This is a genomic window from Cupriavidus sp. 10L45 (genome assembly GCF_056395225.1).
The window spans coordinates 688956-715139 of record NZ_JBFTJC010000001.1; the positions used below are offsets into that span (position 1 = coordinate 688956).

Here is a 26184-nt window from a genome sequence, read left to right on the forward strand (position 1 = left end):
TCAGGTCAACTCAGTCAACTCAGGTCAACTCAGTTCAATATAGGTGCAGGTTGCAGAACCTCGCAATGCCGTTGCGCCGCGCTGCCCGGCAGGACCAGGCAATCCAGCAGCGCGCGCACCAGCCGTGTCCCGCTGCGAATCTTGAGGCTGTAGAGATATTCGTGGATGACCGGCGCCTGGCTGGCGAAGGGCACCACGCAGAGCGCGGGGTCGCGCGGGACCTCGCCCACGGGCATCACGCTGGCACCGAGGTTGTGCCGGATCGCCTCGCAGATGGCTTCGCGGCTGCCGATCACGGTATGGGGCGGGAGGTCGATGCCCACCGCGCCCAGCGCGGCCTCGGTGGCCTCGCGGGTCATCGACCCTTGTTCGCGCACGATCAGGTGGCAGGTGGCCAGTTCGGCCACCTCCACACGCGGACGGCGCGCCAGCGGGTGGAGCGGATGGGCGACCAGCACCATCGGGTCGGCGGCGAGCATGACGCGGGAGAGCCGGTCGTCGTCCACCGCGTGCGACGACACCGCGGCATCGATCCGGTATTCGAACAGCGCGTCGAGCATCTGCCGGGAATTGCCGATCTCGATGCTGATCGCCACGGCCGGGTAGCGCTCCCGGAACGCGGCCACGCTGCGCAGGATGTAATAGGGGCCAGTGGCGCCAATCCGCAGGCTGCCCAGCCGCAGGTTGCCGGCGTTGCGGAGCAGGAAATCGGCCTCGCCCTCCTGCTGCATCATCTGCTCGGCCAGCGGCATGAGGGCCACGCCGACGTCGCTGAGGTCGAGCCGGCTGGCGCGGCGGTGGAACAGTTCCACGCCGTAGAGCACTTCCAGCTGGCGGATGCGGCCGGTGACGGTGGGCTGGCTGAGGCGCAGCTGCCGGGCCGCGCTCGTGATGCTGCCTTGTCGCGCCACTTCATAGAACGTCATCAGCAGATCGCCAAGCATGGGGCTCCCATCGAGTTCAGGACGAACCCGCGAGCCTAGCCCGGCAATGTGACAGTGGTGAGTATGACGGCGTTCCCCCCTCCCCAAAGGGAGAGGGGAGAACGCCGGACGCGGGTTTAGCTCCCCATCGCCGGATCGGACACCGTGTGGGTGCCGTTCTCCAGGCGGCCGGCAAAGCGGCGCGAGAAGCCGCCCTGCTGGGTGGTCACCGTGAAGTCATACCAGTTGCCCTGCGACTTCACCGGGAAGGGCTGGTCGAGTTCCTTGCCGGCGGGCAGCTCGAAGGTCCACGGGCCGTCCGTGCGGTAGGCGTTGGGCACCACCGTGAACGTACAGGCCGTCGTGCCGCGGTTGATCAGCGTCAGCCAGACCTTGGGCTCGTCGGATTCCTCGTAGCACACGCGGATCTCCGGCGCGGCGCCGCCGCCGGCTTCCTTCTGGGCGCTCACGTCGCCGATAAAGGCGCGATGGTAGCCATTCGGGCCCAGTACCCAGAGGTCATAGCGGCCGCTGTCGGTGGCGTAGACATCCCAGGTGGCGTCGATGCCCTTGCCCGCCTCCACCGCATAGCGGCGCGGCACGCTGCCCAGGTGCAGGCGATCGTACACATGGAACACTGCGGCCTGCGTGCCGTCATTGCGGAACTTGAGGACCATGGCGCGGTTGACCGGATCTTCCAGCCCGCTGGTGTGCAGCGTGTACGGCAGCGCGCGCGAGGGCCGCGTGCCGCTGGCCTGCGTCGGCATGGTCTGCGCCGCCACGGTCGGGGTGGGAATCTGCGCCAGCGCTTCCTGCTGGGTGCGCTGGGCGTCCGCGCCGGTCTTGTCGAGGCCCGTGAAGGAGATCGACGTGGTGCCGTTCGGGTTGATGAAGTCGAACGCAGTCATCATGTCGCCCATCACCGCGCGGCGATAGGGGCTGATGTTGGTCTCCTGCACGCCGAATCGCTGCTCGAGGAAGCGCAGCACCGAGGTGTGGTCGAACGCCTGCGAGTTGACCCAGCCGCCACGGCTCCACGGCGACACCACGTACATCGGCACGCGCGGACCGGGGCCGAACGGGGTCTTGTCCACGCTGTAGTACTCGGTGGCGGCGTCCATCGTGGTAGCGCCGACGGGCTTGCCCGCCGCATCCAGCGCCGGCGCGCAGGGCGGCGGCACGTGGTCGAAGAAACCGTCGTTTTCGTCGAAATTGATCAGCAGGACGGTCTTGCTCCAGATGTCCGGGTTGGCCGTCAGCGCGTTGAGCACCTCCTGGGTGTACCAGGCGCCCTGGACCGGGCTCGACGGCCCCGGGTGCTCCGAGTACGTGGCCGGTGCCACGATCCACGATACCTGCGGCAGCGTGCCGGCGGCGATGTCGTCGCGCAGCGACTGCAGGAAGCCGCCGTCCGGCATGGTGTTGGCGATGCCTTTGAACAGCGGGTTCACGGTGTCGTTGGCCGCCGTGTAGGCCGGGTAGGGCGCACCGTTGGCCGCGTTGCCGAGCGCGGCGTTGGCGGCGCGGTACTGGGCGAAGCCGGCCAGCGGGTTGTCGGTGAAGTTGTCCGGCATGTTCTGGTAGACCTTCCAGGTCACGCCGGCGGTCTGCAGGCGTTCCGGGTAGGTCGTCCAGGTGTAGTTGATGCCGGTGGCGTCGAGCGAGTCGCCGCTGTTGTCGATCACCGGGCCGCCCTTCTGGCCGAACGGGTCGTTGGTGCCGGTCCAGTGGAACAGGCGGTTGGTGTTGGTGCCGCCGTGGAAGCTGCAGTGGTAGGCATCGCACAGCGTGAAGGCGTCGGCCAGCGCGAACTGGAATTCCACCTCCTTCTGCTTGTAGTAACCCATCGACTGGCGCTGCTTGGAGGTCGGCCAGGCGCTCATGCGGCCCAGGTCCCAGGCGGCCTGGCCGTCCGGCTGGCTGTGCGGGGTGCCGCTCACGCGCTGGGCGTTGCCGGCGGTGCTGTCCAGGTGGTACGGCAGCACCACGCGGTTGGTGTTGCCGCTGGCGTAGGTCTGCTGGAAGACGTTGCGGCCGCCCGGCAGCGGGATCGGGAAGCGGTCACCGAAGCCCCGCACGCCCTTGAAGGTGCCGAAGTAGTTGTCGAACGAGCGGTTTTCCTGCATCAGGATCACCACGTACTGCACGTCCTGGATCGACTTGTTGACGTTGTTGGCCGGAATGGCCAGTGCGCGGCGAATAGCCGGCGGAAACGCGGCGAGCGCGGCGGTTGCGGCGGCACTGCCGCCTGCCATCTTGAGAAAATTGCGTCGGCTGCTGGAGTTCATGTCGAGTTCTGCCCTGAGCGGTTCTGGATTCGAGGAGGTGGGATCGCGGCGCTTCAGGGCGCGCACTTCATCTGGGGCTTGACCGTGGGCTCGCCCGGCTGGGTCGGGGTGCCGCCGCCCGGTTGTCCGGGGGTGGGCGGGGTGTCGTCGCCGCCACAGGCGGTCAGCGCCGCGCAGAGCAGCAGGGCGGCGGCCAGCCCGGCCAGGGGGCGCGGGGCTTTGGGTGGCCGCACGTGGGCAAGGCGTGCAAGGGTGCGGATGTCGTGCATGGTCTGGATTCTCTTGCGGTGGGGAGGGACGGGGGCCGTCAAGCGCCCTATGCGTTGCTCGCGTCGTTTCGCGTGGCTCGCGATGCGCTTCGCAGCGTACGGTCCCGCCTTGTCCCGGCGGTGACATATGCCCCAAGAATCCTGATACGGACATTCGCGGATTTGGCCCCAAAGGGCGCCTGACGCACATTTGACGGCGTCAGTTGCTGCGTCGCACCAAGTCCTGTGCTATGGTGTTTGGAAGGTTTCCTCCAATTTGCCCCCGAATCCCGTTTACCTGTCAGACTGCCGGACTCGGGAAGATCCTTGCCCAGACCGGGCTGCAGGACCGGCACATTGGATAGCCCCCCCACAAACGCATTTTTGTTGCACTTGCAACGTGGCATGACCTTGCTTGTTAGCAAGGCTTTCCGCCCCCATTCTGCAATGCGGAAGGGCTTGCAGGAGCGGTACATGAACACCGAATCACGTTACGTCTGGCATTACACCGTGGGTACGCCACTGGCCGCAATTGCGCGGTCGGGACGGCTGCGGCCCGCGATGGCCCACGGCCGTCCCGCGCGTCCGGGCGAGCACGACATCCTCTGGTTTTCGCGCAATCAGCAATGGGATCCATCCGCCACCCAGGACGATGGCCTGAGCGAGGCGCGTCACGCGCTCTCGCGGGCTGCCCTGCATGCGCGCTTTGGGCTCTACCGGTTTGGCATCGCCGCCAATGACTCGCGCCTGCTGCCGTGGCCGACGGTCACGCGCGTGGCCGATATCGAAGTGCCCGATGCCATGGCGATGGTCGCCGCCGGCCTGCGCTGCGGCGCGGCGCCCACCGACTGGATCGGCACGCTGACCGAGATTCCGCTGTCCGAACTGCGCTTCGAGGCGTGGACCGGCCGCGAATGGACCACGGCCGATCTCAACGAGCTGGCCGCCCAGCTCGCCTAGCTCACCCCCTCAGCGACTGAGGCCGCGCGCGGCCACCGGCCACACCGCTTCCACCACGCCGCCGCGCACCGTCACCAGTGCATCGTAGAGATTGAGGGTCGGGTCGCAATGACCCGGCACCAGCAGCACGCGGCTGCCCAGCGCCGGCAGGGCGGCGACGTTGCCCGCCTGGCGGGGTTTGACGATGCCATGCTCGTCGTTCGCCGCCACGTACTCCAGCGCCTCGGACGCCGCGCCATCGGCCCAGATCCACGGCAACCCCGAATCCACCGCCATCGACTTCAGCCCTGCATCGAGGATGACGCGGTCGCCGGCGGCCACGCTCATCACCGTCGTGGCGATAAACAGGCTGTGTTCGAAGCGCAGCGCACCGGGATAGGCGTTGCTGCCGTAGTCGGCATCCATGAACACGTACGAGCCCGGCTGGATCTCGGTGTAGACGCCGCTGCCGAGGTCGAACTCCACGCTGCCGCTGCCGCCCCCCGTTACCACCTCGCACTGCACGCCCGCTGCCGCCAGCTTCGCCAGCACGGCGCCGGTGCGTTCGGCAGCTTGCGCGGCGGCGTTGCGGCGGGCCGCCCAGTCGCGCAGATGCTGGATACCGCCGTGGTACGCCTGCAAACCGCGCAGGGACAGGCGGGGCTGGGCGGCGATTCTTTCCGCCAGCGCGATGGCCGCCGGGGCATCGGCCACGCCGCAGCGGCCCTGGCCGACATCGATCTCGATGAAGACATCGAGCTGTGTGCCGGCGGCTACGGTGGCTACCGCCAGGACGTCAATTTGTGATGCATCGTCCACACACACGCTGAGGCGCGCATGGCGGGCCAACTCGGCCAGCAGCGCCGCCTTGGCCGGCGACGCAATCTCGTTACTGATATGGATGTCCGTCACGCCGGCCGCCACGAAGGGCACGGCCTCGCTGACCTTCTGGCAGCAGATGCCCACCGCGCCGCGCGCGATCTGCGCCAGCGCAATCTCGGGGCACTTGTGCGCCTTGGCGTGCGGGCGCAGCTTCACGCCGGCGCGGTCGGCGGCGTCCTGCATCCGCGCCACGTTGCGCGTGAAGGGGTCGAGGTCGACGATCAGGGACGGTGTGTCGATGGCATCGACGGACTGGCCAGGGGTGGCGGCGGGCGGCAAATCGAAAGGCAGGGGCATGAGCAGCGAAGATGTGATGAATGGGGCCGGAGCGGAAGCGTAGCACGCGCGATTCCACTACGATGAGGAAGTCCGCGCCGATGCGGACCCAAACCGGGAGGGCGCCATGGCACATGATGCAAGAGGCCTGGAGGTCACATCTGATCATCCCGAAGCGCTCGCGCACTACGAGACCGGGCTGGCGCTTCTGCATGGCTACTACGGCGATCCACTCGCGGCGGTCGATGCCGCCCTGGCCGAACACCCCGACTTCGCCATGGGCCACGCGCTGCGCGCCGCGCTGATGGTGACCTCGGGCGACGGCACCGCCGTGCCGCTGCTGCGCGAGAGCGTGGAGGCAGGCGAGGCATTGGGCGACCGCGCCAACCCGCGCGAGCGCCGCCATCTGGCCGCCGCGCGCGCCTGGCTGGATGGGCGGTTCGCCGAGTCGGTGCAGGCCTACGGCGACATCGCCATCGACTATCCGCGCGACATCCTCGCCGTGCAGGTGGCTCATCTGGGCGATTTCCTGCTCGGCCAGTCGTCGATGCTGCGCGACCGCATCGCGCAGGTACTGCCCCACTGGGATAAGGATGTGCCCGGCTACGGCTACCTGCTCGGCATGCATGCCTTCGGGCTCGAGGAATCCAATCGCTATGAAGACGCCGAGGCGCGTGGCCGCGAGGCGGTGGCGCTGAACCCGCGCGATCCGTGGGCGATCCACGCCGTGGCGCATGTGATGGAGATGCAGGGCCGGCTGGACGATGGCGCGGCCTGGCTGCACACGCGCGTATCGGACTGGTCCGAAGACAACATGCTGGCGGTACATAACTGGTGGCATCTGGCCCTGTTCCTGCTCGAGCAGGAGCGCTACGACGAGGTACTGGCGCTCTACGACGCGCACCTCAACCGGCCCGCGCCGGCCATTGCGCTCGATCTGGTCGATGGTGCCGCGCTGCTGTGGCGCCTGCACCTGCGCGGTGTGGACGCGGGCGCGCGCTGGGCCGCGCTGGCCGACGACTGGTACACGCGCGGCGCCGCCGGCTACTACGCCTTCAACGATGTGCACGCCATCATGGCGTGCCTGGGCGCGGGCCGCGAAGACGCCGTGGCCGAGATCCGCGCGGCCATGGCGGGCGCGGCGATCGGGCAGGGCACCAATGCGATGATGTCGCGCGACGTGGGCCTGCCCGTGGCCGACGCGATGATCGCCTTCGCGCGCGGCGACTATGCCGCCACGGTGACGCTGCTGATGCCGGTGCGCATTCTCACCCATCGCTTCGGCGGCAGCCATGCCCAGCGCGACGTCTTCGCGCTGACCCTGATCGAAGCGGCCCTGCGCGGCCGCCACGCCAACCTCGCCGCCGCGCTGGTGGCCGAGCGTGCCGCGCTGAAGCCGATGAACCCGAGCCTCGCTGCGCTGGCCGGCCGCGCACGGCGGACGTCGCAGGCGCAGGCAGCCAGTTCGACGCTGCACTGATCCATCCACCCTGTATCTACCCGTAGTCACCCTGGAGGTCACCATGCATCTACCGACGTTCCGCTCGAAGCCCCTGCGCCTCGCCGCCGTCCTGCTCGCGATGGCCAGCCTGCCGGCCATCGCCCATCATGGCTGGTCCACCTATGACCAGACCAAGCCGCTGACCGTGACCGGCAAGGTGGTGGAGAGCCACTACGAGAACCCGCACGCCACGATCCGCGTGGATGCGGAGGGCAAGCGCTGGTTCGCCGTGCTGGCGCCGGTGTCGCGCATGGAGTCGCGGGGCGCCACGCAGGAGAAGGTGGCCGTGGGCAAGCAGGTGACCATGGTCGGCTACCAGAGCAAGGAAAAGGCCGACGAGATGCGCGTGGAGCGCATCACGCTCGACGGCGGCCAGACCGTGGAACTGCGCTGAGTGCCGATGGAGGCACTTGGCGAGTGGGGCGCCACGCTCGCCGCGTGGCCGCTCTCGGTGGCGCTGCGGGCGTCGTCCTGGGCGTATCCGATCATCGAGATCGTGCATCTGGCCGGCATGGCGCTGCTGTTCGGGTCCATCGTCGTGGTGGACCTGCGGCTGGCCGGGCTGGGGCGCCAGTTGCCGGTCACCACGCTGCTGCGCCATGCGCTGCCGGCCTCGGTGGCGGGCTTTCTCGCCGTGGTGGCCAGCGGGGCGCTGCTGTTCCTGGCGCATGCCGATGAACTGATCGTCAATCGCGCCTTCCTGATCAAGATCGTGCTGATCGGGCTCGGGCTGGCCAACGCGCTCTGGTTCCATCAGGGGCCTTACCGGCAGTTGCATGCCGCGCCCGCCGGCGCGAGTTGGGACATCGGCCGGCCGCCGCCCACGGGGGCGCGCGCCTGTGCCATGGTGTCGCTGCTGACCTGGGGGCTGGTGATCTGCGCGGGCCGGCTGATCGCCTACGTCTGAGCGGTTTGCAACCTCGCAATTTGATGTAACGCAAATGGCGTGCAGGCGTCGCTCAAGGTTTAAGGGGGTGGGTCGTTAAGCCTGATCGGTACTCCATCGATCCAACGAACAACCTGCCCCATGAATAACCTCAGTATTCGCCATGGCCTGCTGGCCACCCTGGTGGTCTTCGGACTGATGATCCTGTTTGGCGCCGCGCTGGGCGTGACCGAGCTACGTGCAGCAAGCGGCGCTTCCGAGCGCATTCACGTGGTGGCCACGCGCGCGCTGCTGATCAACGACGCCTATAAGGACATGACGCGCGCGCGCTCGGCCCTGACCCGCGCGTACAGCTCCGCCAAGGAGTCCGGCGCGGTGAACGCCGACGCCATCGCCAGCGCCGAGAAGTCGATGCGCAAATCCGCCGATGAGCTGAACGCCTTCGAGAAGGCCGCGCCCATCGAGGGCCTGGAAGCCGGCGCGCGCGACGAGATCATCGGCGCCGGCCGTGCCCATATGGATGCCGTCCAGCGCGCGCTCGAGGCACTGCGCAACAATGATCCGGCGGCCTACGCGGCGATCAACGACAAGGACATCACCGCTTCCGGCGGGAAGTACTCGGCCGGCGTGGAGCGCTTCCAGAAATTCGCCGAACAGCATAACGACGAGGCCGTGGCTACGGGCCGCAACCGCTTCCAGCGCGTGCTGGTGCTGGTGGGGATTGGCCTGGTGGCGTCGGTGTTGCTGATCGTGGCGGTGCACGTAGCGCTGCGCCGGCTGGTGGTGGCGCCGCTCAACGCCGCCTGCCAACTGATCATGCGCGTGGCCGATGGCGACCTGACCATGACCGTGCCGCCGGCTGGCCGCAACGAGATTGGGCAACTGCTGGACGCGCTCGCCCGCATGCGTGCCGGCCTGACCGAGACCGTGCGCAAGGTGCGCGCGGGTTCCGATGCCGTGACCACCGGCGCGCGCGAGATCGCGGCGGGAAATACCGACCTGTCCTCGCGCACCGAGGAACAGTCGTCGGCGCTGGAGCAGACCGCCGCCAGCATGGAGGAACTGACCTCCACCGTGGGCAATAACGCGGAGAGCGCCACCCGGGCCAGCGCGCTGGCGCGCGACGCGGCGGACCTCGCCCAGCGCGGCGGCGACGTGGTGCGCGGCGTGGTGCAGACCATGAGCGACATCAACACGAGTTCGCAGAAGATCGTCGACATCATCGGCGTGATCGACGGCATTGCCTTCCAGACCAACATCCTCGCGCTGAATGCCGCCGTGGAAGCGGCGCGCGCGGGCGAGCAGGGCCGGGGCTTTGCCGTGGTGGCGGGCGAGGTGCGCGCGCTGGCGCAGCGCAGCGCCGGCGCCGCCAAGGAAATCAAGGCGCTGATCGATTCGTCGGTGGAACGCGTGGACGCCGGCAGCACCCAGGTGGAGCAGGCCGGCAACACCATCGGCGAGATCGTCGGCGCGGTGCAGCGGCTGGCGGCCACCGTCAACGAGATCTCGGCGGCGTCGCAGGAGCAGTCCAGCGGCATCACGCAGGTCAGCGAGGCGGTGTCCCAGATGGAGCAGGTCAACCAGCAGAACGCCGCACTCGTGGAGCAGGCCGCCGCGGCGGCCGACTCGCTCGAAGCGCAGGCCAACCAGCTGGCGGCGGCCGTGACGGTGTTCCGTCTGGCGGCTTGAAACTGTATTAATTAGCAGGCATTACGCCGCCAGCCGTTCTTCGACGAACAGCAGGCGGTCGTTGCCCCAGAACAGCTCCCCATCGACGATAAAGCTGGGCGCGCCGAAAATGCCGCGCGCCACGGCTTCCTCCGTCACCCGCTTGAGTTCGGCCTTGACTTCGGGGTCATCGAGCATGGCCAGCGCCTGCCGGGGATCCATCCCTGCATCGACCAGCACTTTTCCGATCTCCTGCGGATCGTTGAGGTTGCGGCCGTCCTCCCACATCGCACGGAAGATCGCGTCCACGTAGCGCGCGAAGGCGTCCGGGCCCTGGCGCTGGTAGCCGATGGCGCCGCGCATCAGCGCCAGCGTGTTGATCGGGAAATGGGGGTTGTGGCGGAACGGCACGTCGTAGCGGCGCGCCCAGTGCTCGGTATCCGTCTTCGACCATTGCGACTTGAGCGGGATGTCGGCCGGGCTGTGGTTGCCGGTCGCCTTGAACACGCCGCCCAGCAGCATCGGGCGCCAGACGATGGTGGCACCGGTGCGGGCCGCCACGCGCGGCAGTTCCTTGTACGCCAGGTAGGAATAGGGGCTACCGAAGTCGAAGAAGAACTCCACCTGCTTGGTCATCGCATGTCTCCGTTGTAGTTTGTGACGGTTGTCCGGGGCGGCGGGGTGGGGCTACCAGTGCTCGATCCACGGGCGGATGTCCAGCTCGTGGGTCCAGGCATCGCGCGGCTGCTGGTGCAGCATCCAGTAGGTATCGGCGATGTGGTCGGGATTGACGATGCCGTCGCGCGCCTTGGCCGCGTAGCGGTCTGGAAAGGTCTCGCGGATAAAGGCGGTGTCGATGGCGGCATCGACGATCAGGTGCGCCACGTGAATGCCCTGCGGCCCCAGTTCGCGCGCCATGCTCTGCGCCAGCGCCCGCAACGCGTGCTTGGCGCCGGCGAACGCGGACATCCCATCGCGCCCGCGCACGCTGGCCGTGGCGCCGGTGAAGAAGATCGAGCCCCGCTGGCGCGGCAGCATCGCCCGCGCGGCCTCGCGGCCCATCAGGAAGCCGCCGAAGCAGGCCATCTCCCACACCTTGAAGTAGACGCGCGAGGTGGTCTCCAGGATCGGGAAGTTGACGTTGGCGCCGATGTTGAACACGGCCACTTCCAGCGGGGCGATGTCGCGCTCGATGCGTTCGATCAACGCCACGGTGTCTTCTTCCTTGCGGGCGTCGCAGCCGAATGCGTGGGCCTCGCCGCCTTCGGCGCGGATCTGGTCCACCAGTGGCGCGAGCTTGTCCGCGCTGCGCCGGGTCACGCAGGCGATATAGCCCTCGCGCGCAAAGCGGCGGGCAATGGCCCCCCCTGTGGCGTCTCCGGCACCGACTACCAGGATGGCTTTCTTGTCAGGCATCGCGTCTCCTCCGTGGTTTGCGTCGCATTGTGACAGCAAAGGCAGAATCGCTTTGGGCTTGACTTTATATCGTACGATATATATCTTACGATACGTCGTACGATATATTCGTACCCAGGCAACGGAGTGCAGCATGCGACATCTCTTTGGATTTCCCTTCGGTTCTCCCTTCGGTGACCACCATCATCACCGCGCCCACGACGGCTGCGGCCACCGCTTCGGCAAGCACGCCATGTCCCGCCGGGGCGGCGGTTTCTGGTCCCAGGGCGGCGGCCCGGATTTTGAGGGCGGCGATGGTTTCGATGGCGATAGCTGGCGCCGGGGCCGCAAGTTCAGCGCGGAAGACCTGCAATTGCTGCTGCTGTCGCTGCTCGAGGAAAAGCCGTCGCACGGCTACGAGCTGATCAAGGCGCTGGAGGCGCGCACCGGGGGCTTCTACAAGCCGAGCCCGGGCGTGGTCTATCCCGCGCTGACCTTCCTCGAAGACCTCGGCTACGCCACGGTCATCACCGAAGGCAACAAGAAGCGCTATGAACTGGCCGATGCGGGCCGCGCCTATCTGGCCGAGAACCGCGAGCGGCTCGAGCACATGGTCGCCCGGCTGCGCCACGTGGCGCGCAAGATGGACTTCATGCGCCGCGCCATGAGCGGCGAGCCCCAGCGCGAGCCGGAGCAGGGCGGCTGGCTGCCCGAGTTCGTCGAGGCGCGCCTGCGCATCAAGCGCGCGCTGACCCAGCGCAGCGAGGCCTCCGCCGACGAACAGCGCCGCATCGCCGCCATCCTGGCCCGCGCCGCCGACGAGATCGAAGCCGGCCAGCCCTGAACCCTAATACAAGGTATTCCATGACGATTTCCCGTGACCTGACGGTCCAGCGCGTGCGCCATCCGCTCAAGATGCGCCTGCTCCAGGTGCTGCGCACCCAACTGCTGTCCCCGCAACTGCTGCGCGTGACGCTCGGTGGCGACGATCTGGCCGATTTCACCTCCAGCTCCTTCGACGACCATATCAAGGTGTTCTTCCCCGCGCCCGGCGCCGAGCGCCCGGTGCTGCCGGTGGTGGGCCCGGACGGCATCGTGTTCCCCGAAGGCCAGCCGCGCCCGCAGGCGCGCGACTATACGCCGCGCCGCTACGACCCCGTGGCGCGCGAGCTGGACATCGAATTCGTGCTCCATGGCGATGGCCCCGCTTCCACATGGGCGGCGCAGGCCCGGCCGGGGCAGTATCTGGGCGTGGGCGGCCCGCGCGGCTCGTTCGTGATTCCGACTGAATTCGACTGGCACCTGCTGATCGGCGATGACACGGCGCTGCCGGCCATCGCCCGCCGCGTGGAGGAACTGGGGCCCGATGCCCAGGTGATCGTGGTGGCCGAGGTGCCCAGCGCCAAGGCGCAGATCCCGCTCGCCGTGGGGCCGCGCGCGCAGGTGCTTTGGCTCCATCGGGAAGACCAGCCCGAAGGTAGTCTGCTGGCGCCGGCGCTGCAATCGGTGGACCTGCCGGATGGCGAGGGCTATGTCTGGGCGGCCGGCGAGGGCGCCGCGATGCGCGCCGTGCGCCAACATCTGGTGGGCGAGCGCGGCGTGGACAAGGCCCGCATCCGCGCATCGGCCTACTGGAAGCGTGGCAACGCGGCGGTGCACGAGACGCTCGACGATTAAGCGGGTCGGGTTTGGCCGGGCGGCGGGCCTCGCCTACACTGGCGGCATGCCAACCGCCCGGGATGTGCCATGCCGCTGAAGCGCCCAACCTTGCTGTCGATTGCTGCTGTGGTGTCGATGACCGTGGCCGCCTGCGCCCCAGACGCCGTGCGCAATGTCGAAGCCAAGGGCTTCAACACCTATCTCGATACGGTGCAGAAGGCATGCGCCAATACGCGCCTCGGCTCGCACCCGCTGGGCGAGTGGCTGCGCAGCGGCGGCGACGACAGCGACAGCGACTACGTGTTCTGGCTCGACCAGACCTCGCGGCTCTACTACCAGCGCATCAGCGTGCCGCAGTACCGGAGTTCCATCGCCGGCGCCATGGGTGGCGACAAGGCCAACGCCGCCGCGCTCGACTGCATCGTCCGGCACCTGCCGGCGGATCGTCCCACCAAGGTGCCCGGCGGGCTGCTGTAGTAAAAAAGCCCGTTGTGCAAACGGGCAAGGCTGGATAAGATCGATTCCCGGTGGCCGAGACAACGGCCGCCGACGTCGCTCGGACGGTTCCGGGCGCTTACGTAAAGGACTCCCGCCATGACTGCCGATTCCGGCAAGCGCCGCTTTGCGCGCATCGATCGCCTTCCCCCGTACGTCTTCAACATCACCGCCGAGCTCAAGATGGCCGCCCGCCGCCGTGGCGAGGACATCGTCGACATGAGCATGGGCAACCCCGATGGCGCCACGCCGCCTCATATCGTGGCCAAGCTCGTGGATGCCGCGCAGCGGCCGGACACGCATGGCTATTCGGCCTCGAAGGGCATCCCCCGGCTGCGCCGCGCCATCTCGCACTGGTACCGCGAGCGCTATGACGTGGAGATCGATCCGGACAAGGAGGCGATCGTCACCATCGGCTCGAAGGAGGGCCTCGCCCACCTGATGCTGGCCACGCTGGACCGGGGCGACACCGTGCTGGTGCCGGACCCGAGCTACCCGATCCACATCTACGGCGCGGTGATCGCCGGCGCCGACATCCGCTCGGTGCCGCTGTCGCCCGGCATCGACTTCTTCGCCGAACTGGAACGCGCCATCCGGGGCAGTTATCCCAAGCCCAAGATGATCGTGCTGGGCTTCCCGTCGAACCCGACGGCGGCCTGCGTGGAGCTGGACTTCTTCGAGCGGGTGATCGCGCTGGCGCGCAAGCACGACATCTTCGTGGTCCACGACCTGGCCTACGCCGACATCGTGTTCGACGGCTGGAAGGCCCCGTCGATCATGCAGGTGCCGGGGGCCAAGGACATCGCGGTGGAGTTCTTCACGCTGTCCAAGAGCTACAACATGGCGGGATGGCGTATTGGCTTCATGGTCGGCAACCCGGACCTCGTGGCCGCCTTGACGCGCATCAAGAGTTACCACGACTACGGCACCTTCACGCCGCTCCAGGTGGCGGCAATTGCCGCGCTGGAGGGCGACCAGCAATGCGTGAAGGACATCGCCGCCCAATACCAGTCCCGCCGCGACGTGCTGGCCAAGGGCCTGATCGAAGCCGGCTGGCCGGTGGAGATCCCCAAGGCGTCGATGTACATCTGGGCCCGCATCCCCGAACCCTACCGCGCGCTGGGCTCCCTCGAGTTCGCCAAGCAACTGCTGGCAAAGGCCAAGGTATCGGTATCGCCGGGCATCGGCTTCGGCGACTACGGCGACGAATACGTCCGCTTCGCCCTGATCGAGAATGAATCCCGCATCCGCCAGGCGGTGAGGGGCATCAAGTCGATGTTCCGGGCGGATGGGTTGGTTGGGGTGGGGGGGTAGCCCCGCCAATCAATCGATCCGCGCCCCCGACTGGATCACCACGGGCTTCCACTGTTCGTATTCCGCCAGCACGAATTTGCCGAAGGCTTCCGGGGCCAGTTGCATGGCCTCGGCGCCTTGCTGGGACATCTTCGTGCGCACTTCCGGCTTGTTCAGTGCATCGTTGACCGCCTTGTTGAGCGTGGCGACGATGGCCTTCGGGGTGCCCTTGGGGGCGAACAGCCCGAACCACGCACCGGTGACCAGGTTCGGCACGCCGGCTTCGGCCATGGTCGGGATCTCCGGCAGGGCGGCGGAGCGCTTGCGCGAGGTCACCGCCAGCGGACGCAGCGCGCCGCCGCGGATGTGCGAGATCACCGACGGAATCGTCGCGAACATGAACTGCACGCGGCCGGCCAGCAGGTCGTTCAGGGCATCGGCGCCTTTGTAAGGCACGTGAGTGGTCTTCACGCCAGTGCGTTCGTTGAACAGCACGCCAGAGAGGTGCGCCGCCGTACCCACCCCCGTCGAACTGAAATTCAGGGTGTTGGGGTGGGCCTTGGCGTAGGCCACCAGTTCCTGCACGGTCTTCACCGGCAGCGTGGGGCTGACCACGAGCACATTCGGCACGTCCGCGATGGGCGCCACGGCGGCGAGGTCGGTCTGCGGATTGACCTTGAGCTTGCTGTACAGCGTGGGATTGATCGCCACCGGGCCGACCGAGGTGGCCAGCAGCGTGTAGCCGTCCGGGTCGCTGCGGCCGACGTAGTCCGTGCCGATATTGCCGCCGGCGCCGGGCCGGTTCTCCACCACCACGCTCTGGCCGAGCGTCTGGCCAAGCTGCTGGGCGACTTCGCGCGCCAGGATGTCAGTGGTGCCGCCGGCGGTGAAGGCCACCACCATGCGCACCGGCTTGGACGGGTAGGGTTGCTGGGCGCCCGCCGTGGCGGCGCAGCACAGCAGCAGGCCGGCGGCCGTGCGCCGCAGGATCTTGTTCATGGCTGTCTCCGAATCGTGTCGTTATGTCAGCCATGTTAGGAAGCCGCCAGCCGCCAGCTTTGAAAAAAGAGCAACGCAGCGTTCTTTGCGCGCATGGCGGAAAACCCTGATTGGGCCGCCCGGGGGAATGCCCCCTACCTCGGTTTCTGGAAGTGCTGCTCCATCGCCGCGCACCGGCTCAGGTATTCCAGCAGCCGTCCCACGCCCGCCGGCAGGCAGTCCTTGTCGCGCACGCACACGTAGAAATCCCGCACCGCCCAGGCATCGTTCAGCGTCAGCAGGGACAGGCCCATCATCGCCAGATAGTTTCGGGCGATGCCCTCGGGCACCACGGCGATCCCGAGCCCCTCGCGCACCATGCGGCAGCGCGCCTCGAAGTTCGACACCTGCGTCTTCACGGTCAGCGGCCGGGAGATGGTGCCGGACACCAGCGTCAGGAAGGCATCGAAGGTATGCCGGGGGAAGTAGCCGAGAAAGTCGTAGTCGAGCGCCTCTTCCAGCAGCAGCGCGCCCTTGGCCTCCAGCGGATGCCCGCGCGGCACCACCAGCCCCACACGGTCCTTGCGGTACGGCAGCGAGTACACGCCGGGGCTGGGGCTGCGCGCGTGATAGATGCCGATGTCCACGTCGCCATTGGAGACCATGCGCGGAATATCCATGCTGAAGGACTCCACCAGGTCGATGCGCGCCTCCGGGTCGTGCTTGAGATAGCCGCTGATGTCGGTCGGCAGGAACTGGAGCACTGTGGAACGGTTGGAGGCCAGGCGGATCTTGGCGATGCCGTCGGTGGAGTAGGCCGCCAGCGCATCCTGCGCGAGCTGCACGCTCCGCACGATGGCCTTGGCGCGCTGGTAGAGCATGGCGCCGGCCGGCGTGGGCTCCACGCCCCGGCCATGGCGGCGCAGCAGGGCGGTGCCGGCGCGGCGCTCCAGTTCGGCAATGCGCTTGCTGGCGGCGGAAGTGACGAGGTTCTCGCGCTCCGCGGCGCGCGAGAGGCTTTTTTCCTCGACGGCGGCGATCAGGATGGCGAGCGAGGGGATATCCATGTCCATGGGCGCGGGCGTTCTCCAGACGGAAAGGGTTCCGGGGCGCGCGGCCGGGCGGCGGATCTGGCGATGCGGGTTTTCCCGGAATCGCACGGCATCGGCGCACGGCGCGCCTGCGGAGTATGCACCGGCCCCGCATACCCCGGAATACACGGCGCGGCGCGGGAGCGTTCTCCAAATGTCAAAGCTCGCGCCGGCGGCGTCCCTACCATGTGAGGCATTGAGGCGCCCCGCTTTTCTCCCCTCTCCCGCTTGCGGGAGAGGGGCCGGGGGAGAKGGCAGGAGCGGAATGCGCGGTATCGCATCGACGATACGCCGTCCCTCTCCCCCGACCCCTCTCCCAGAGGGAGAGGGGAGAAAGGCGCCCCGGAACAAGGAGACAACACATGCTGATAGACGAATTCGCCGCCTACGTGAGCCGTGCCGCCACGGCGGAGCTGCCCGCTCCGGTGCTGCATCACGCACGCCGCGCGGTCATCGACTGGTTCGCCGCGCTGCTGGCTGGCGTACCGATGGCGCCGGGGCAGCCGCTGGTGCGGGCCCACAGCGCGGAACTGGGCGTGGGCGCGTCCACGGTGGTCGGCCACGCCACCACGGCGTTTCCGGCGCTGGCGGCGTGGATCAATGGCAGCGCGTCCCACGCGGCCGAATTCGACGACATTTTCCGCGATGCCGTCTATCACCCGGGCTGCCCGACCATCGCGGCGGCGCTGGCCCTGGCCGAGCAGGCCGACGCCAGCGGCACCGATTTCCTGCGCGCCGTGATCGCCGGCTACGAGGTCTCCACGCGCATCGGCGCCGCGATCCAGCCGGCGCACTATCGCTACTTCCACACCACCGGCACGGTGGGTTGCCTGGGCGCGGCGGCGGCCGGCGCGCTGCTGGCGGCGCCGGGCGATGCACGCGTGGCCGCCGACGCCATGGCCACCGCCACGACGTTCGCCTCCGGCCTCCAGCAGGCGTTCCGCTCCGATGCCATGACCAAGGCGCTCCACGCCGGCCACGCCGCGCAGGTGGGCGTGCAGGCAGCCCAGGCCGCCGCGCATGGTGTGAACGGCGTGCACGACATCCTTGAGGGCGACGCCGGTTTTGGCGCCGCGCTGTGCGGCAAGCCCGACTGGCGCGACGTTACCGCCGGCCTCGGCACCGACTTCAATATCACGCGGATCACCCAGAAGAACCACGGCTGCTGCGGCCACACCTTCGCCGCCATCGATGCCGCGATGCAGATCGTGCGCGACCACGGGCTCGATCCGGCTCGCATCGCCGCCGTACGCGTGGCGACCTACCAGGTGGCGCTCGACGTCACCGGCAATTTCCAGCCGACCACCGCCTTCGAGGCCCGCTTCAGCCTGCCCTACGTGGTGGCGCACGGGCTCTTGCACGGCGCCGTGCGGCTCGATGCCTTCCAGCCCCAGCGCATGGCCGACCCCGCCATCCGCGCGCTGATGGCCCGCATCACGCTGACCGCCGACGCCGATCTGACCGCCGCCTTCCCGCGCCAGCGCGCCGCGCGCGTGGAGATCGAGATGGCCGATGGGAGCCGGCACACCCACTTCGCCCCGTACCGCCGGGGCGACCCCGAGGCGCCGCTCGACGACGCCATGCTGACCGACAAATTCATGGAACTCGGCGCGCCCGTGATCGGCGCCGGCCCCGCCGCACGCCTGCTCGACGCGCTCTGGCAACTCGGCGACCGCCCGGTGCGGGCGCTCGGCCTCGGCCAGCTGCGCGCCGGCTGACCCGCAACCCTACAGACAGATACCGATATGACGAGAGTGGACGAACACGTGGCGCCGGACGCGACGGTGACCGGCAGCGCGCTGGCCCGGGCGCTGTTCACGCCAGCCGCCGTGGCGCTGGTGGGCGCCTCGGCCGACGAGAGCAAGAACACCGCCCGGCCGCTGCGCTTCATGCGCAAGCACGGCTATTCGGGCCGCATCTTCCCGATCAACGCGGGCCGCACCGAGGTGATGGGCCTGCCCGCCTACCCGAGCGTGGCCGCGCTGCCGGAGACCATCGACCATGCCTTTGTGATGGTGCCGGGCCGCCACGTGCCCGAGGTGCTGGAGCAATGCGCCGCGCGCGGCGCCAGCGTGGTGACGGTGTTTTCCGATGGCTTTGCCGAACTTGGCGAGGCCGGCATGGCCGCCCAGCAGGCGCTGGCACTGCGCGCCCGGGAGCTGGGCGTGCGGCTGCTCGGCCCGAACAGCATCGGCGTGGTGGACGTGCACAGCGGCGCCATCCTGTCCGTGAACGCCGTGCTGGAGACCGACACCCTGCACGCGGGCGGCATCAGCGTGATTTCGCAGAGCGGGTCGATGCTGGGCGCGCTGCTGTCGCGCGGCGCGGCGCGCGGGCTGGGCTTCGCCAAGCTGGTGTCGGTGGGCAACGAGGCGGACATCGGCGTGGGCGAACTGGTCGACCTGATGGTCGATGACAGCGCCACCGAGGTGATCCTGCTGTTCCTGGAGACTATCCGCGACGCCGCCGTGCTCGGCCCGGCCCTGCGCCGCGCCCGCGCCGCCGGCAAGCCGGTGCTGGTCTACAAGCTGGGCCGCTCCGCGCAGGGCGAGGCGCTGGCGCAGTCCCACACCGGCGCGCTGGCTGGCAACGACGCCGCCGTGGATGCCTTCCTGCGCAAGCACGGCGCGATGCGCGTGGAGATGCTGGAGACGCTGTTCGAGGCCGCACCGCTGGCGCGCCGCTACGCCAGCGCCATCCCGCCGCTGGACCGCAATCCGCGTATCGCGGTGGTCACCACCACGGGCGGCGGCGCGGCCACGGTGGTGGACCGGCTCGGCCTGGCCGATGTGGAGGCCGTGGCGCCGCCCACGGCGTTCATCGAACACATGGCCGCGCGGGGCCTGAAGATCCGCCAGACGCCGATTCTCGACCTGACGCTGGCCGCCTCGCCGGCGCAGTACCGCGACCTCGTGGAGCAGATGCTCCAGAGTGACTGGTGCGATGCGGTGCTGTGCGTGGCGGGTTCGTCGGCGCAGTTCCACCCGGCGTACGCGGTGCGGCCGATCGTCGAGGCCTCCGCGGTGCAGGGCAAGCCGCTGCTGGCCTTCCTGGCCCCGGAGGCCGGACAGTCGCTGACGCTGTTGCAGGAAGCCGGCGTGCCGGCGTTCCGCACGCCCGAATCCTGCGCGGACGCCCTGGCCTGCCTGTTCCGCGCCGCACGCACGCCGCTGGACGCTGGCACGCCGCCCGAGCCCGTGGCGTGGCCCGCTAGCTTGCCGACGCATGGCGACCTGTCCGAGTTCGAAGCCGCCGCCGCGTTTGGCGAACTGGGCGTGCCGATCGCCCCGATGGCGCTGGTGCAGCCCAACGCGCTGCAACACGCGGTGCCGTACCCGGTGGTTGCCAAGATCTGCTCGCGCGACATCCTGCACAAGACCGAAATCGGCGGCGTGGAAGTGGGCGTGCGGGACAACGAGGAACTGGCCCGCGCGGCGGCGCGGCTGGTCGACAACGCCGGGCGGGGCGCCCCCGCCGCGCGGCTGGACGGCATTCTGGTCCAGCGCATGGAACACCGGCTGCTGGAACTGATGCTCGGCTATCGGCACGACCCGCTGGTCGGCCCGATGGTCATGCTGAGCGCGGGCGGCATCACGGCGGAATTGCACCGGGACGTGAGCCTGCGGCCGGCGCCGGTCAGCCTTGAAGAAGCCCGCGACATGATCGGCGAGGTGCGTTCCACACGCCTGATCCGTGGCTTCCGGGGCCTGCCCCGCGGCGATGTGGATGCGCTGGCGCGCGCCATCGTCGATTTCTCGCGGCTGGCAGTGGTGCAGGGCGTGCGCATCGACGAAGCCGAGATCAACCCCTTGTTCGTGCGCGCCGAGGGCGTGGTCGGTGTCGACTGCGTGCTGCGGCTCAGCGCCACGCCAGATGCGTCGTAATCATCACAAATTTCTAAAATTCGGAGACTCAACATGAACTTCACCCTCACCCCGGAACAGCAGGAGTTTCAGGACGCCGTCAGCCGCTTCGCCGAGAAGGAACTGCGCCCCGGCGCCCACCAGCGCGCCCATACCGATGCCTACCCCTGGGACGTGGCGAAGAAGATGGCCGCGCAGGGCCTGCTCGGCATCACCATTGCCGAGGCCGACGGCGGGCAGGGTGGCACGCTGATGGACGCCATCATCGCCATCCAGGCCGTGGCGGCGCACTGCCCGCGCAGTGCCGACGTGATCCAGGCCGGCAACTTCGGCGCGATCCGCGTGCTGGCCGAGTACGGCTCGGCGGCGCAGAAGGCCAAGTGGCTGGCCCCGCTGCTGGAAGGTAGCGCGCTGATTTCGGTGGGCATGACCGAGCCGGAGGCCGGCTCCGCCGTGACCGAGCTGAAGACGAGCGCCACGCCGGACGGCGCGGGCTTCCGCATCAACGGCAGCAAGGTCTTCACCACACACGGCCCCCATGCGGACGTGATCCTGGCCTACGTGCGCTTCGGCCCGGGCGTGGGCGGCATCGGCTCGGTGCTGATCGACACCAAGGCGCAGGGCGTACGCATCGGCCAGCGCTCGAAGTTCATGTCGGGCGAGGAGTGGGCACAGATCTATTTCGACGATGTGTACGTGGCGCCCGAGGACGTGCTGCTGGGCGAGGGCGGCTTCAAGAAGCAGATTGCCGGCTTCAACGTGGAGCGGATGGGGAACACGGCGCGCTCGCTGGCGCTGGGCCGCTATGCCTACGAGGAAGCGCGCCAGTGGGCCATGCAGCGCAAGCAGTTCGGACGCCTGCTGTGCGAGTTCCAGGGCCTGCAATGGAAGTTCGCCGAGATGAAGATGAAGCTCGACGCCGGCCAGCTGCTGCTCTACCGTGCCGCCGCCAATGCCGACAGCGGCATCCCGTCCGCCGAGGAAACCGCGATTGCCAAGGCGTTCTGCAACCAGGCTGGCTTCGACATCGCCAATGAGGCCATCCAGGTGATGGGCGGCATGGGCTACAGCCAGGAAGCGCTGGTGGAGTACTGCCAGCGCCGCTGCCGCGGCTGGATGATCGCCGGCGGGTCGATCGAGATCCTCAAGAACCGCATCGCCGAATCGGTGTTCGAGCGGACGTTCTCGCAGCGGCCCGAGAAGGCACGGGCCTGATCGCTTCGTCCGTTCGATCAGAAATAGCCGATAAACCGCGCCATGATTGGCGACAGGGCGCCGGCGCGGTGGGCCATCAGGACCCGGCTGCCGGCGTCCGGGCCGGCCAGCGGCAGGTAGGCCACGCCGGGAATGCCGGTGCGCGCGTAGATCTCGGGCAGCACCGACACCCCGGCGCCGCTGGCCACCAGCCCGATGATGGTCGTGGCCTCGCGCGCCTCCTGCGCGACGTTGGGCGCGTAGCCGGCCCGGTTGCACAGCGTGGTCACATGGTCGAACAGCCCGCAGCCCAGCCCGCGCGGGAATAGCAGGAAGCGCTCGGCGGATAGCTCGGCGATGTCGATACCTGCCGCGCCATCCCGGTCATCGCTCCCTTCGCGCGCCAGCGCATGGCTGACCGGCAGTACGGCCACGAGGCGGTCTGCCAGCACCTCCCGCACCGTGATGCTGGCCGGTGGCCGAAACTGTGGCGACGGCCGCAGGAAGCCGATATCGATCTCGCCCTGCTCAAGCTGCTGCAGTTGCTGCCCGGTCGACATATGCACCAACTGGAGGGTGGCGTTGCGGTGTGCCTCGCGGAACTGATGCACGGCGCGCGGAAAGACGTCATGCATCGGCACGGATGCCGTGAATCCCACCCGAATCTCCCCGGCATCGCCCGATGCCACCTGCTTCACCACCTCGCGCGCCTGATCCAGCGTGGCCAGCGCATCGCGGGCCTTGTCCAGGAACAGCGCCCCGGCGGGCGTCAGCGCCACGTGATGGCGGGAGCGTTCGAGCAGCGCACTGCCCAATTCCTCCTCCAAAGCCTTGATCTGGATGCTGAGTGGCGGCTGGCTCACATGCAGCTTGCGGGCGGCTTCACTGAAGCTCAACGCCTCGGCGACGGCCACGAAATATCGGAGTTGGCGAAAGTCCATGATTCGAAATCGAAATAACAAGCCATCTGAAAACATATTGGACAGTATCACGACGGCTGCACAGAATGGGCGCACTTAAAAGAAACCTGGAGAAGACAATGCGCGGGTCCGCTCGTCGTCGTGTTTCGCAGGGCGCGCGCCGCCCGTTCTTGATCAACTCGCTCGCCACGCTGCTGGCCGCCACCCTTGGCCTGGCCGTCTCGGCCCCGCAGGCCGCCGAGGCGTATCCGGACAAGCCCATCCGTCTGGTCGTGCCGTACGCCGCTGGCGGCGCGGTGGACATCGTGGCGCGCGCCGTCGGCCAGAAGATGAGCCAGGCGCTCAAGCAGCCGATCATCGTCGACAACCGCCCGGGCGCCAGCACCAATATCGGCCTGGACATCGTCGCCAAGTCGCCGGCTGACGGCTACACGATCATGATGGCGTCCAACAGCCTCGCCACCAATTCGGCGCTGTTCGCCAAGCTGTCCTTCAACCCCGCCACCGACTTCGCGCCCGTGGCGCGCGTGGGCGAGGCCTCGCTGGTCGTGGTGGTGCCGGCCAAGTCGAAGATCGACTCGCTGAAGACCCTCGTCGCCCAGGCCAAGGCCCAGCCCGGCAAGCTGGCGTACGCGTCCGCCGGCAACGGCAGTTCCGGCCATCTGGCCGGCGAAATGCTCAAGGACACCGCCGGCATCGACGTGCTGCACGTGCCGTACAAGGGTGGCGCCCCCGCCATCACCGACCTGCTCGGCGAACGGATCACCTTTATGCCGATCAACCCGCTCGAGGTCATCACCCATATCCACGCCGGCACGCTGCGCCCGCTGGCCGTGGCCAGCGCCAAGCGTTCGGCCCTGCTGCCGGACGTGCCGACCTCGCGCGAGGAAGGGTTGCCCAACTTCACCGCTTCGGTCTGGTGGGGCCTCGTGGCGCCCGCCAAGACGCCGCCCGCGATCATCAAGCAGCTCAATGCCGCCGCCAACACCGCGCTGGCCGACGCCGACGTGCGCAAGCAGCTCACCCAACTGGGCGTGACCATCCTGCCCGGCACGCCGGAAGCCTTCGGCCAGTTCGTGCGCACCGAAACCACGACCTGGGCGGGCGTTATCCGCAAGGCCGGTATCACGGCCGACTGAGTCTCACCCTGACTGGTATTAGGTATGTCCCAAAACACTGCTCCTTCCACTGCCACGGCCGCGGCTACCCAGCCGTCCATCCTGGTTGTCAGCGCCCACGCGGCTGACTTCGTCTGGCGCGCCGGCGGCGCCATCGCGCTCTACGCCGAGCGCGGCTACCACGTGCGCATCGTCTGCCTGTCGTTCGGCGAGCGCGGCGAATCGGCCAAGATGTGGCGCCAGCCGGGCATGACGATGGACCGCGTGAAGGCCGCCCGTCATGAAGAGGCGCAGCGCGCCGCCGAGATCCTCGGTGGCACGCTGGAGTGCTTCGACCTCGGCGACTATCCGATGCGCGTGCCCGACGAGGCGCTGCTGCGTCTGGCCGACATCTACCGCGACATCCGTCCCGAACTGGTGCTGAGCCACTCGCGCGAGGACATCTACAACTTCGACCACCCGCTCGCCACGCATGTGGCGCAAGAGGCACGCGTGATCGCCCAGGCCCACGGCTACAAGCCCGAAGTGCCGGTGATCGGCGCGCCGCCGGTGTTCCTGTTCGAGCCGCACCAGCCTGAGCAGTGCAACTGGAAGCCGGACGTGCTGCTGGACATCTCCTCTGTCTGGGAGAAGAAGCAGCGCGCGTTCACGACCATGGCCGCGCAGGAGCACCTGTGGGAGTACTACACCAGGGTGGCGCTCCAGCGCGGGGCGCAGGCCACGCGGAATTCCGATCGCAAGGTGCAGTACGGCGAAGGCTATGCACGCGTGTTTCCCCAAGTTTCGGAGGTGCTGGCATGAAGACGATTGCCTACCGCAATATCCTGCGCGCGGCACCCGCCGCGATCGAGTCGCTCGGCAAGCTGGGCGTGGCCACGGTGCATGAGGCGCAGCGCCGCACCGGCCTGATGAAGCCGTACCTGCGGCCGATCCAGTCCGGCACGGCGATCTCCGGCAGCGCCGTGACCGCGCTGATGCACCCCGGCGACAACTGGATGATCCACGTGGCCGTGGAAATGATCCAGCCGGGCGACGTGCTGGTGGTGGCCCTGACCAGCGACTGCACCGATGGCCTGTTCGGCGACCTGCTGGCCACGTCGCTGAAGGCACGCGGCGCGCGCGGCCTGATCATCGACGGCGGCGTGCGCGATGTCAGCACCCTCAACGCGATGGGCTTCCCGGTCTGGTCCCGCGCCGTGCACGCGCAGGGCGCCGTGAAGGAAACCGTGGGTGCCGTGAACGTGCCGGTGGTCTGCGCCGGCGCCACTGTGCGGCCGGGCGACGTGATCGTGGCGGACGACGACGGCGTGGTCGTGGTGGCGCGCCCGCAGGCGCAGGACATCGCGCAAAAGGCGGCCGAGCGCGAGGCGCTGGAGCTGTCCAAGCGCGACAAACTCGCCTCCGGCGTACTCGGCGTGGACATGTACAACATGCGCCCGGCCCTCGCGGCCAAGGGTCTGGTCTACCTCGACCAGACCGTGGACTGGTACAGCGGCGCCGACGAAGCCTGACGGCGCCCGGGGTGCCCGCGCCACGCGCGGCCCCCGTACATCTGGTATAAGACCCCGGAACAACAGGTCGAATCCCGCCGGCGCGGCAGGGATCCGCGAGAACGGGGGAGACCGATGGAACTGCGCCAGCTTCAGTATTTCGTCCGGGTGGTCGAGCTTGGCAGCATGAGCCGTGCCGCGCTCGAGCTGGACATGGTGCAGTCGGCCGTCAGCCAGCAGATCAGCCGGCTCGAAGGCGAGCTTTCCACCCGGCTGTTGCGCCGAACGCCGCAGGGCGTGACCCCCACCGAGGCCGGCCTGGCCTTTTTCCACGAAGCCCAGCTGACGCTGCGCCATGCCGAGCAGGCGCGGCGCGCGGCCCATCACGCGCGCCTTTCCGGCACCGTGAGCGTGGGGCTGGCGCCGACCACGGCGTCGGTGATCGGCGTGCCGCTGATCCGCGCCATGCGGGAGCGTTACCCCGATGTGCGCCTGCATATCGTCGAAAGCCTGTCCGGCCACCTGACCGCCATGCTCAACGCCCGCCAGCTCGACCTCGCGGTGCTGTTCGACACGCATGCCGCCCGGCGCTGGACCGTGCTGCCGCTGCTGGAGGAGACGCTGTTCCTGATCCAGTCCCGGCAGGCGCTGCCCCAGGGCAAGGCGGAGCCGCCCACCCAGCTTGGCATGGCGGACCTTGCCGAGGTGCCATTGATCATGCCGACCGGCGTGCACGGCCTGCGCAGCACGCTGGACGCCGCGTTCGCCCGCGCCAAGGTGGCGCCGCGCGTGATCCAGGAGGTGGACTCGCTGGCGATGCTGATGTCCGCCGTGGACATGGGCTTCGGCGCCACGCTCCAGCCCTGGGCGGCGGTAGGACGGTACCCGGACGCCGCCACGCGCTTCCACCTCGCCCAGATCGACGACCCGAGCGTGGGCCGACGCAACCTGCTGTGCAGCCTGTCCGACGACGAACTGTCGCCCGCCGCCCTGGCGCTGCGGGTGGTGCTGGCCGACACCGCCCGCGGACTGGTGAAGTCCGGGGGGTGGAGAGGGGCGCGGTTGATCGAGGGGTGA

Annotated in this window: 25 protein-coding genes; 16 read left to right on the forward strand and 9 right to left on the reverse strand. The window is 68.6% G+C overall.

Going from position 1 to position 26184, the window contains the following annotated elements:
- Nucleotides 1-29: 29 nt before the first annotated feature.
- The 3 genes from AC1DFU_RS03065 to AC1DFU_RS03075 form a co-directional block, all read right to left on the reverse strand.
- Nucleotides 30-944, reverse strand: coding sequence for a LysR substrate-binding domain-containing protein (locus tag AC1DFU_RS03065; protein ID WP_092297168.1), 915 nt, complete (start codon nucleotides 942-944; stop codon nucleotides 30-32).
- 116 nt (nucleotides 945-1060) lie between these two features.
- Nucleotides 1061-3211 carry a phosphocholine-specific phospholipase C gene (locus AC1DFU_RS03070; RefSeq protein ID WP_441592894.1) on the reverse strand — a complete coding sequence of 717 codons (2151 nt, stop codon included), beginning with the start codon at nucleotides 3209-3211 and terminating at the stop codon, nucleotides 1061-1063.
- Nucleotides 3212-3264: 53 nt separating this feature from the next.
- Nucleotides 3265-3480, reverse strand: coding sequence for a hypothetical protein (locus AC1DFU_RS03075; protein WP_255370894.1), 216 nt, complete (start codon nucleotides 3478-3480; stop codon nucleotides 3265-3267).
- Nucleotides 3481-3933: 453 nt separating this feature from the next.
- On the opposite strand from AC1DFU_RS03075, the gene AC1DFU_RS03080 reads away from it, so the two are divergent.
- Entirely contained in the window at nucleotides 3934-4419 is a 486-nt protein-coding gene (locus tag AC1DFU_RS03080; RefSeq protein WP_092297174.1) for a hypothetical protein, read from the forward strand.
- A 9-nt stretch (nucleotides 4420-4428) separates the two neighbouring features.
- On the opposite strand, the gene AC1DFU_RS03085 is transcribed toward AC1DFU_RS03080, so the two are convergent.
- A complete protein-coding gene (locus AC1DFU_RS03085) occupies nucleotides 4429-5577 on the reverse strand; it encodes a DSD1 family PLP-dependent enzyme (RefSeq protein ID WP_441592895.1) in 1149 nt (382 codons plus the stop codon).
- Between the two features lie 106 nt (nucleotides 5578-5683).
- On the opposite strand from AC1DFU_RS03085, the gene AC1DFU_RS03090 reads away from it, so the two are divergent.
- The 4 genes from AC1DFU_RS03090 to AC1DFU_RS03105 all read left to right on the forward strand — a co-directional run bounded on the left by AC1DFU_RS03090 (nucleotide 5684) and on the right by AC1DFU_RS03105 (nucleotide 9632).
- Nucleotides 5684-7036: a tetratricopeptide repeat protein gene (locus AC1DFU_RS03090; RefSeq protein WP_441592896.1), complete on the forward strand. Its 1353-nt coding sequence runs from the start codon at nucleotides 5684-5686 to the stop codon at nucleotides 7034-7036.
- A gap of 43 nt (nucleotides 7037-7079) precedes the next feature.
- Nucleotides 7080-7451, forward strand: a complete 372-nt coding sequence (locus AC1DFU_RS03095) for a DUF6152 family protein (protein ID WP_441592897.1) — start codon at nucleotides 7080-7082, stop codon at nucleotides 7449-7451.
- A 6-nt stretch (nucleotides 7452-7457) separates the two neighbouring features.
- Nucleotides 7458-7964 carry a DUF6644 family protein gene (locus AC1DFU_RS03100; protein WP_441592898.1) on the forward strand — a complete coding sequence of 169 codons (507 nt, stop codon included), beginning with the start codon at nucleotides 7458-7460 and terminating at the stop codon, nucleotides 7962-7964.
- 120 nt (nucleotides 7965-8084) lie between these two features.
- A complete protein-coding gene (locus AC1DFU_RS03105; RefSeq protein WP_092297189.1) occupies nucleotides 8085-9632 on the forward strand; it encodes a methyl-accepting chemotaxis protein in 1548 nt (515 codons plus the stop codon).
- 21 nt (nucleotides 9633-9653) lie between these two features.
- Here the strand turns inward: AC1DFU_RS03105 and AC1DFU_RS03110 are convergent, their stop codons facing one another.
- Nucleotides 9654-10247, reverse strand: a complete 594-nt coding sequence (locus AC1DFU_RS03110) for a 2-hydroxychromene-2-carboxylate isomerase (protein ID WP_092297192.1) — start codon at nucleotides 10245-10247, stop codon at nucleotides 9654-9656.
- A 51-nt stretch (nucleotides 10248-10298) separates the two neighbouring features.
- Nucleotides 10299-11027 carry an SDR family oxidoreductase gene (locus AC1DFU_RS03115; RefSeq protein ID WP_441592899.1) on the reverse strand — a complete coding sequence of 243 codons (729 nt, stop codon included), beginning with the start codon at nucleotides 11025-11027 and terminating at the stop codon, nucleotides 10299-10301.
- Between the two features lie 133 nt (nucleotides 11028-11160).
- On the opposite strand from AC1DFU_RS03115, the gene AC1DFU_RS03120 reads away from it, so the two are divergent.
- The 4 genes from AC1DFU_RS03120 (at nucleotide 11161) to alaC (ending at nucleotide 14474) form a co-directional block, all read left to right on the forward strand.
- The gene (locus AC1DFU_RS03120) at nucleotides 11161-11850 is read left to right on the forward strand and encodes a PadR family transcriptional regulator (protein ID WP_092297198.1); all 690 of its coding nucleotides are present in this window, start codon (nucleotides 11161-11163) and stop codon (nucleotides 11848-11850) included.
- Nucleotides 11851-11870: 20 nt separating this feature from the next.
- Nucleotides 11871-12683 (forward strand): siderophore-interacting protein, encoded by an 813-nt coding sequence (locus AC1DFU_RS03125; RefSeq protein ID WP_092297201.1) that lies wholly within the window; start codon nucleotides 11871-11873, stop codon nucleotides 12681-12683.
- A gap of 69 nt (nucleotides 12684-12752) precedes the next feature.
- Nucleotides 12753-13142, forward strand: coding sequence for a hypothetical protein (locus AC1DFU_RS03130; RefSeq protein ID WP_092297204.1), 390 nt, complete (start codon nucleotides 12753-12755; stop codon nucleotides 13140-13142).
- Between the two features lie 117 nt (nucleotides 13143-13259).
- Nucleotides 13260-14474, forward strand: coding sequence for an alanine transaminase (gene alaC / locus AC1DFU_RS03135; protein ID WP_092297207.1), 1215 nt, complete (start codon nucleotides 13260-13262; stop codon nucleotides 14472-14474).
- Nucleotides 14475-14483: 9 nt separating this feature from the next.
- On the opposite strand, the gene AC1DFU_RS03140 is transcribed toward alaC, so the two are convergent.
- On the reverse strand, nucleotides 14484-15452 hold the full coding sequence (locus tag AC1DFU_RS03140) for a Bug family tripartite tricarboxylate transporter substrate binding protein (protein WP_441592900.1): 969 nt from the start codon (nucleotides 15450-15452) through the stop codon (nucleotides 14484-14486).
- 134 nt (nucleotides 15453-15586) lie between these two features.
- The gene (locus tag AC1DFU_RS03145) at nucleotides 15587-16498 is read right to left on the reverse strand and encodes a LysR family transcriptional regulator (protein ID WP_092297444.1); all 912 of its coding nucleotides are present in this window, start codon (nucleotides 16496-16498) and stop codon (nucleotides 15587-15589) included.
- A 386-nt stretch (nucleotides 16499-16884) separates the two neighbouring features.
- Between AC1DFU_RS03145 and AC1DFU_RS03150 the strand changes: the two genes are divergently transcribed.
- Genes AC1DFU_RS03150 through AC1DFU_RS03160 form a run of 3 tightly spaced genes read left to right on the forward strand, consistent with a single transcriptional unit; the run spans nucleotide 16885 to nucleotide 21600 of the window.
- Nucleotides 16885-18240, forward strand: coding sequence for an MmgE/PrpD family protein (locus tag AC1DFU_RS03150; protein WP_441592901.1), 1356 nt, complete (start codon nucleotides 16885-16887; stop codon nucleotides 18238-18240).
- A 27-nt stretch (nucleotides 18241-18267) separates the two neighbouring features.
- Nucleotides 18268-20406 carry an acetate--CoA ligase family protein gene (locus tag AC1DFU_RS03155; RefSeq protein WP_092297217.1) on the forward strand — a complete coding sequence of 713 codons (2139 nt, stop codon included), beginning with the start codon at nucleotides 18268-18270 and terminating at the stop codon, nucleotides 20404-20406.
- Nucleotides 20407-20439: 33 nt separating this feature from the next.
- The gene (locus tag AC1DFU_RS03160; RefSeq protein WP_441592902.1) at nucleotides 20440-21600 is read left to right on the forward strand and encodes an acyl-CoA dehydrogenase family protein; all 1161 of its coding nucleotides are present in this window, start codon (nucleotides 20440-20442) and stop codon (nucleotides 21598-21600) included.
- A 17-nt stretch (nucleotides 21601-21617) separates the two neighbouring features.
- On the opposite strand, the gene AC1DFU_RS03165 is transcribed toward AC1DFU_RS03160, so the two are convergent.
- On the reverse strand, nucleotides 21618-22520 hold the full coding sequence (locus AC1DFU_RS03165) for a LysR family transcriptional regulator (protein WP_441592903.1): 903 nt from the start codon (nucleotides 22518-22520) through the stop codon (nucleotides 21618-21620).
- Between the two features lie 98 nt (nucleotides 22521-22618).
- On the opposite strand from AC1DFU_RS03165, the gene AC1DFU_RS03170 reads away from it, so the two are divergent.
- The 4 genes from AC1DFU_RS03170 to AC1DFU_RS03185 all read left to right on the forward strand — a co-directional run bounded on the left by AC1DFU_RS03170 (nucleotide 22619) and on the right by AC1DFU_RS03185 (nucleotide 26184).
- The gene (locus AC1DFU_RS03170) at nucleotides 22619-23638 is read left to right on the forward strand and encodes a Bug family tripartite tricarboxylate transporter substrate binding protein (RefSeq protein ID WP_092297225.1); all 1020 of its coding nucleotides are present in this window, start codon (nucleotides 22619-22621) and stop codon (nucleotides 23636-23638) included.
- 24 nt (nucleotides 23639-23662) lie between these two features.
- Entirely contained in the window at nucleotides 23663-24418 is a 756-nt protein-coding gene (locus AC1DFU_RS03175) for a PIG-L deacetylase family protein (protein WP_441592904.1), read from the forward strand.
- On the forward strand, nucleotides 24415-25128 hold the full coding sequence (locus AC1DFU_RS03180) for a 4-carboxy-4-hydroxy-2-oxoadipate aldolase/oxaloacetate decarboxylase (protein WP_092297231.1): 714 nt from the start codon (nucleotides 24415-24417) through the stop codon (nucleotides 25126-25128). Before AC1DFU_RS03175 ends, AC1DFU_RS03180 begins: the two co-directional genes overlap by 4 nt.
- Nucleotides 25129-25242: 114 nt before the next feature.
- The gene (locus tag AC1DFU_RS03185; RefSeq protein WP_092297234.1) at nucleotides 25243-26184 is read left to right on the forward strand and encodes a LysR family transcriptional regulator; all 942 of its coding nucleotides are present in this window, start codon (nucleotides 25243-25245) and stop codon (nucleotides 26182-26184) included.